Here is a 5,960-nt window from a genome sequence, read left to right as displayed (position 1 = left end):
CCGGTAAAAATACCAGTGTCTACAGCTGTTGCACCCTTCTTGGTCACAACACACTCATTATTTTCAATCTCATGTCGAATTAGTTCATCATAACTTAGATTATGATAAATTTTACCAACACTTTTTAAGCCTATCTCTTCTAACTCGGTTAAGTTCATAACTTGCCTTATGTTACTTTTTAATTATGGGTGGAATTATACACTTAATAAACATAAATTAAAAGTAAATATCTTGTTCGGATTTCATTTTTTTATAACTTTTATAATACGTTAATTGCAGAAAAATTACTTTAAGAATTTTTTGGTAAAATTTCGCTCATGCTCGCATAACTCAGTTGGTAGAGTGTTACCTCGACAAGGTAAAAGTCACTGGTTCGAGTCCAGTTGTGAGCACCATCATTTATTACTACTAATTACTTATTTTAGGCACTTTAAGCTCCCCATATGTTTTACTTGTTACAATTTCCATATATCCATTTACTACTAAATACTGATAAAATGTTGCGGTAAATGTTGCGGTAAGATTTTAAACAAGGTAGAAATAAAAATGTCTAATTTGATAAAAACAAAATTTGCAGGTATTTACTACAAAGAAGAACCTAAAACAAAGGTTAAAACCTACATTGCCAGAATCAATATAAGAGGTCTTATTAACACGGAACAGATAGTCGGGTACTCCAATGATGCAATAAGGACAAACCCCTCTATAGCCTTTCAAAAAAGAAATGAACTCATACAAAAAATAAAAGCCGGAGACTCTATAAGAGCAGAAGATAATCCGACGCTTGACTCATATTTCAATGAGTATATGGATTTTAAAGAGAGCGGCAATTTGTTATCTACTAAAAAAATAACTGTCTATAAATCATTTTACCGCAACCATATACCGCAACATTTGAAGTCAAAAAAGCTCAAGCAAATCACAAAAGATGATTTTCAAAAAGTAATTAATGTTATGGTTAAAAAAGGAAGCAAACCAAGCTTTATAGAAACCGTAAAAACTTGTTTCTCTCCAATCTTTAATGATGCAATAGAAAAAGGTATTATCCATAAAAATCAAATTAAAGGGTTAAAGTTCCCAGAGTATGATCCAAACAAATATTTTAATCTACCAGACGATAAAGTAAAAGCTCTTTTTGACGCAATAATGAATATTGCAAATAATAAGTATAGAGTAATGTTTATGTTTTTGATAAGAGGGAGAAGAGCAGGAGAGGTTTTATCTATGCAATGGTCTGATTTAAACTTTGAAAATAAAACTTATAATATTCGAGACTCTCAATCAAAAGTAAGAAAAAATCTTACTTTCTCACTTGATGATGAGCTTATAGCACATTTGGAGTATTTAGATAAAAAAGAGAGCGGTTTTATTTTTATAAATCCCAAAACAGATAAACCTTATTTTACCTTCCCGATTCGTGTATGGAACCGCATTAGAAAAGATGTAGAAATAGAAGAGATGACAATACATGATTTTAGACATCTACTTGGTTTTACACTTGTTAATAATAATGTACCTCTTGAAAGCATTTCAAGAGCTCTAGGGCACTCTAAAATTACAACCACGCAAAGATATTCAAATCAAAAGGAATTAATGGCGAAAGAAGCCGTTGATGTGTATTTGGGGATTGTTAAGAAGTGAGGATTTGGGAGACAAGGGGATAAACCCCTTGACTATGTTAATTTAACATAGGTGCAAAAAAAAAGGCTAAGAGGTAATTAATCTCTCAGCCTTGCCACTCCATTAATTCTAACAAGTGTTAATCGCAAAAAAATTATATACCAAGTTTTATAAATAGCCCACAACATTTGGCACTAAGATTAAAAATGAATATTTTTTGCAAGCAAAACCACCTCACACGAGTTCGGCTAAAATTCACATTAAATCTGGATTGAACAATTCAAGTATAAAGGCAGTATCTAGTTTTTTCTTTTAAAATTTTAGAATGAAGAGAAGATTTGAAGAGCAAGGCCTTCCTACTCTTTATTCGTATTATCTAAATAAGCCGGTTTTGGATACATAGTCATTGCTGCTTCATGCAAGCTCTTCTTTGTCTCTTCTCGGCGCTCTGCTTCTGTCATTTCATGATAACTTTTTTCTTTTTGTATTGTTTTGCTCTCTTTCTGCTGCTTTTGAGCTGCTACATCTGAGCTATCTACTTTTATCGTCGGCTTTATTAAAATACTTTTTTCGGGAACTGATTGTCGTTTTTCTTGTAATTTGGTTTTGTTTCTTTTGAGCCATTTACTCAAATTTGAATCTGTAATACCTGTTTTGTTTTTTGATACACTTCTAAGATACTCTATGACTTGCTTTTGAGAATACTCTTTCTCCAGCAGCATAAAAACAGTATCCCTATGTTTTTCAAATATGCTTTTTTTCTTATTTGGCTCGTTATTCGTTAAAAATTCTTCCAAAGACATATTTGACTCCAATTTGAATGATTTTGACTGATTATAGCATATATTTTCCTTGATATGAATGTTATTTTACTATAATTGAATGTATGTGATAATAGTTGAATGTAATTTGAAACAAACTTGAATATTAATAATCAGGTATGGGCATAAAAAATTATGGTATAATTTTTCTATACTTTTTGCTATATGCTCAACTGTCGTCGAGCTTGAAAGAGATGAGGATGAAAGAGAATTTTAGAGTTGATTTGCATATCTTAGACCATGCGGATACAATCAAGAATGATATAAAAGAGTATAACTCTACTCTTCATAAACATCATTTTAAATGCAGCATAGATACATCTCAACTGATTGTAAAAGGTTATGAGACCAAAGACAAGATCAATGAAGTCATGAGAGCTCTGCTTGATGAAATAACAAATACAGAATATGAGTTCAGAGTAAAAACAAGAACGTATACAGATAGACATGGCAATAAGAAAGAGTACTTCTCTACAAAGAGATTCAATTTAAAAGATGATGTGCTTGCAGCATATCATAACCGCTCATTTAGCTCTGATGTAGAGTTTGATAACATTGAGCCTCATTTTCATTTTCTTTTATCTAATAGAGAGATGGGCAGAAGCTTTTACCATCTTAAGAAGCATTTGCAAGAGAGAGCCGGCAAGTATGGTTTGGTTTTTCATTTTGCAGAAGATAAAGAGCATGGAACAAATAGATATAAAGGTCTTATGCAAAAATGCAGTAATTTTTCCTGGTGGACCCAGAAGATGAACAATAAAGTATTTTCTAACTATGTCAACCGCAAAAGCGAAGATATGGCAAATAATTTAGACCTTTTGCTGGAGTACACGCAAAAGACCGGAAACTTACAGTTTTATATCAAAGTTATGAACAATTTAAAAAAGAGGCTCGTTGAAAATAATTTATCGTTTGAGTACCGAGGCAATGATATATCAAAGCTCTATCCAATACCGTTAAATGAGCAGATGAGCAAAACACTAGAGGCAATAACGAGAAAAGACAAGAGCGCGCTTGAGAGACTGAATGATAGAGATAACTTTTTGGTGAGGGATTATATAAAACACTGCAACGGTTTTCAATCAACTATTATAGGGGAGCTTCAAGCAAGAGGCTACAACCTTGAAGTAATGGAGTTTGATTATTCCGGCATGCAGGCAAGAGAGAAGAGCAAAAAAGAGAGACCGTTTGAGACGTTTAATGATGCGGTTAAAAAAGATTTGCAAGAAGCTTTAAAGTATGCAAGAAACGAAAGAGAGCTTAAGTTGTTTTTACAGAAAAGTGGTTATGAGGACATCGGCTTCAAGAGTAAAAATATCAACGGCAAACGACAAAATATAGGCATTAAGTTTACCTTCAAGGGCAAGGATTATGGTTTATATTACAATCAGATAGACACCACCTGGAGCGAGATCACAAAGCAGCTGATGGAATCGCAGAAACTCCCTTTGCCAGAGGAAGCGTTTGCAAGCAATTTAGTAAGTTTAAAATTCTTTGATTCTTTCCAGAACAAGATATTTAAAGAAATATACGATATAGATGCAGATATCGACCTCTCCAAGTACTTTATTAAAAAAGAAAGCGACCATATTGTTATCACCTCAAAAGATTCAAAGATTATCGATAGTTACCAGAGAATTGAGGCAGAATATACTGATGATGAAGAGATTAAGCTTATGGCACAAATGCTTATTAATAAAGGATGGACAGATTTTGAGAAACTTGAGTTCAATGATAGTGATGAAGAGTTTATTCGGAAGTTAAAGAGTGAGCTAGAAGATTGTAATTATTAACATAATTATTGCTTTTTTATTATTTTTAATGTATAGTACTTCTAATGTTTGAGCTTTTCAAACATTGCCGATTAAAAACGACAATTTGGAAACGGCACTAATAAAGAGAAGGTGTACAGTTAAAATACTGCACCCCTCTAGCAAGGCTAAGACTTTTTAGCCTTAGCTTGTTCAAACGCTTTCGCGATTTCCATATCTGGATTTTCCATCATCCCCGTAAGAGCAAGAGAGATATCTTTTGCACACTCTATATTACTAACACCATTTTTATAAGCTATGTTAACAGTAGCCATTGTTTTACCCGTTTTAACATCCACAATGGAGAAGTTAGCGGCTGTTATTGTCGCTTTGCTTTTTGCGCCAGCGAAGCCAGAAGAAACCTCATGCGACGAAGTTATGGTTCCGGTAATAAGCGCATCAACCCCTTTTGCTTTAAGCTTTTTAGCTGCATCTGCTATCGCTTCCGGTTTACCTTCATAGTTAGCGCTAGACGAAGTAGAGCTGTATTTGTAGGTACTAAAGCCTTTCTTCATAAGCTCTGTCTCGATATTTTCATCAAATGCCAAGCCATGCCCACCCCAATAAGCAGAGTCGTTCCCCTTGAACTGAATAGCTAGTGCTTCGTATGAAGCCATCTTCTCTTTAGAGAACTCTTTTGATTTCGCACCGTCTACTTCCGTCGATTGAAACATCCCTGTAACCATTGAGCTTGTAGACATAATACTTTCAATATCGTATGCCGCACTTCCCATATCTGACAACGTAGAACACCCACTAAACATAACTGCCGCTCCAACTGCTACTACTGACATCTTTAACGTATTTTTCATTCTCTTCCCTTGCTTGTTTAATTAAAAGGATACATCTTTAAATGCCCTTACTTCTCTCTCTCTTTGATTTTTTTTAAAAAATCTTATACAAATTGTAACAAAATTTATTAAAATTATATACTAAAACAAAAATTCCTTAGTCATTATTACCGCTGCCACGATAAACAAACCCGCAATTGAGGCATTGAGTACCGGGAACGGTTTTTTTTGAGTATCTTTTTTTGAGTGTTTATCAAGTTCAAACTTCTCCAGTGCTGCTGATATTTTAGCATCTATCTCTAGCTGCGTATTTGCGCTTGAGCTTCTATACATAATATCAGTAATATCAAGAACAAGATCATTGATGTTAGCTACCGTAAGTATCATATTTTCGATTCTCTGCTCATAACTATTTAAGCGATCTTCTGTTTGTTTTATGAACTTTACAAGAATTGCTTCTTGCAGTTTTTCATATTTTGCACTATTTTCAGTATGCGTGGGTATCGGACTCATCGTATGTCTCCTTTTGTGTATGTTTTACTTCATTGCCAGCAGATGCACCAAAACTCTTGTCGAGCATTTGGTTGATTTTTTCATTATTTAAAATATCAAGTACATTGTTTTTGGATAAAAAGTCATCAAGTTCATGTTCTGTCGCTTTTTGAATTATTTCGACTCTCTCAACTACTGCATTTAAGAGACTGTCTCCGTCTATTTTATTTTTAAATTCATCTGCAAGTCTTCTCTCCAGCTCTTGAGTATTTATCTTTTTTATCTCCTGCACTATTAAAGCAAGGGAATAAAATGGATTTAAAGCAGATACATCGTTGCAAGTACTTATCCTTAAAGGCTCTTGACGGTTTTCTCGCTCTTGTCTTAGTATTTGCAGGTTTGCGTTAATAGTTTCCTGCTCACTC

Annotated in this window: 6 protein-coding genes and 1 tRNA gene; 3 read left to right on the top strand and 4 right to left on the bottom strand. The window is 33.8% G+C overall.

Annotation, left to right across the window (positions count from 1 at the left end; genetic code table 11):
- Positions 1 to 319: 319 nt before the first annotated feature.
- Positions 320 to 395 (top strand) — tRNA-Val (locus RQ763_RS08635).
- Between the two features lie 151 nt (positions 396 to 546).
- Positions 547 to 1,641, top strand: coding sequence for a site-specific integrase (locus RQ763_RS08630; protein WP_314152400.1), 1,095 nt, complete (start codon positions 547 to 549; stop codon positions 1,639 to 1,641).
- Positions 1,642 to 1,976: 335 nt separating this feature from the next.
- On the opposite strand, the gene RQ763_RS08625 is transcribed toward RQ763_RS08630, so the two are convergent.
- A complete protein-coding gene (locus RQ763_RS08625) occupies positions 1,977 to 2,423 on the bottom strand; it encodes a hypothetical protein (RefSeq protein ID WP_314152398.1) in 447 nt (148 codons plus the stop codon).
- 218 nt (positions 2,424 to 2,641) lie between these two features.
- On the opposite strand from RQ763_RS08625, the gene RQ763_RS08620 reads away from it, so the two are divergent.
- On the top strand, positions 2,642 to 4,234 hold the full coding sequence (locus RQ763_RS08620) for a hypothetical protein (protein WP_314152397.1): 1,593 nt from the start codon (positions 2,642 to 2,644) through the stop codon (positions 4,232 to 4,234).
- Between the two features lie 146 nt (positions 4,235 to 4,380).
- Here RQ763_RS08620 and RQ763_RS08615 read toward each other — a convergent pair whose 3' ends face one another.
- The 3 genes from RQ763_RS08615 to RQ763_RS08605 form a co-directional block, all read right to left on the bottom strand.
- Positions 4,381 to 5,064: a hypothetical protein gene (locus RQ763_RS08615; protein WP_314152395.1), complete on the bottom strand. Its 684-nt coding sequence runs from the start codon at positions 5,062 to 5,064 to the stop codon at positions 4,381 to 4,383.
- Between the two features lie 120 nt (positions 5,065 to 5,184).
- Positions 5,185 to 5,556 carry a hypothetical protein gene (locus tag RQ763_RS08610; protein WP_314152394.1) on the bottom strand — a complete coding sequence of 124 codons (372 nt, stop codon included), beginning with the start codon at positions 5,554 to 5,556 and terminating at the stop codon, positions 5,185 to 5,187.
- Positions 5,531 to 5,960 (bottom strand): hypothetical protein (locus RQ763_RS08605; protein ID WP_314152393.1); only part of this gene is annotated, 430 nt, incomplete at its 5' end. The genes RQ763_RS08610 and RQ763_RS08605, both read right to left, overlap by 26 nt.

Origin of the sequence: Sulfurimonas sp. (assembly GCF_032250635.1) — a bacterium.
In the GTDB taxonomy this organism is placed as follows: Bacteria; Campylobacterota; Campylobacteria; order Campylobacterales; family Sulfurimonadaceae; genus Sulfurimonas.
The sequence above is the reverse complement of the archived record's forward strand: the minus strand, read 5'-3'. Positions and strand labels throughout refer to the sequence as shown.